The organism is Streptococcus jiangnanensis, from assembly GCF_040888325.1.
GTDB classification, from domain to species: domain Bacteria; phylum Bacillota; class Bacilli; order Lactobacillales; family Streptococcaceae; genus Streptococcus; species Streptococcus jiangnanensis.
Map to the genome: position 1 here is coordinate 1 of NZ_JBFNFF010000012.1, position 1,218 is coordinate 1,218.

A 1,218-nucleotide genomic window follows, 5' to 3' on the forward strand; every position below is an offset into this window, starting at 1 on the left:
AAGCACCTGACAAGTCTGAGTTCTTCTATCGCCACCGTACAGAGGACGGCTGGGAAAAAGAAATTTTCTAGTTGTATGATTACTGGAACGGTGTTAACCTTTAATGATTGGTACTTAAATATAGGATAAGTATGTCGGTGTATGTCAACTGAATACTTCAAAATTTCCTATTCTTCTTTTCTATCTTTATCTTTAACAATCTCCACCTTCAATTTTGAAATCGGAGATGTTTTATTTTATGGTATAATCTTAAGATATGAAAGGAAGTAAAAGAAAATGGCTGATAAGGTAATTGAACAATATGCAAAACAAGATAATCTTGACATTAGAGTAAAACTACACAAGAAATATTCAAAAAATAAATTAGGGTTTAACAATTGGATATTTTCCAACTACCAAATCACTGATGAGGTAAAGGTCCTAGAATTAGGGTGTGGAACAGGAGAACTATGGAAAAGTAATAGTGATTCTATTGATAGAATGAAGCAGTTGGTTGTTACAGATTTTTCTAAAGATATGGTGAAAACAACGAAGTCAGTGATTGGAAATAGAGACAATGTCAACTATGAAATAATGGATATTCAAAAGATTTCTTTTGAGAATGAAACGTTTGATATTGTTATTGCTAATATGCTTCTACATCATGTAAATGATATTCCTAAAGCTCTCTCCGAGGTGAATAGAATCTTAAAAACAGGAGGCATTTTTTACTGTGCCACATTTGGTGAAAATGGAGTTGTAGATTATTTAGCAAGTTTATTTAAAGATGAGATCAATCAAGATTTGGAAAATAAAACATTTACTTTACAAAATGGCAAAAGCCAACTGAGTATGTATTTTGACTCTGTCGAAACATTACTCTATGATGATGAGTTACAGGTAACTAGTATAGATGACCTAGTTAAATACATTCAATCCTTTAAAGGAATTTCAGAAATAGGTTCGCTAGAAGAAAATGTCATTCGTAAAAGATTAGAAATGCATTTTCATAAGGGTATGTTAATCATTCCTAAAGAATATGGTATGTTTATTGCTCGAAAAGAAAATTAAGGGAACGATATTGTAAAAAATTTGGAGAAAATTTTCAATGTAAAATGAAACGGATAGTGTTTAGAGCATGTTACAGCTAATTCTCCATATATAAACCTCAAATTTTTAGATTTGAAGAAGTATCTTGGGTACAAAAAGACCAGATTCCAAACTTGGATCTGGCCTATG

The 1,218-nt window shown here is 31.2% G+C and carries 1 protein-coding gene and 1 pseudogene; both read left to right on the plus strand.

Translation table 11 applies throughout. The annotated features are described in order from the left end of the window. A pseudogene (locus tag AB2B49_RS09110) lies at positions 1–71 on the plus strand (8-oxo-dGTP diphosphatase); the annotation flags it as partial. A gap of 205 nt (positions 72–276) precedes the next feature. Next, on the plus strand, positions 277–1,050 hold the full coding sequence (locus AB2B49_RS09115; RefSeq protein WP_320692082.1) for a class I SAM-dependent methyltransferase: 774 nt from the start codon (positions 277–279) through the stop codon (positions 1,048–1,050). The last annotated feature ends 168 nt before the right edge of the window (positions 1,051–1,218 follow it).

Bases quoted from the DNA above. Each gene is read 5' to 3' on its own strand.
- AB2B49_RS09115 (WP_320692082.1), top strand. From the start codon at position 277: ATGGCTGATAAGGTAATTGAACAATATGCAAAACAAGATAATCTTGAC.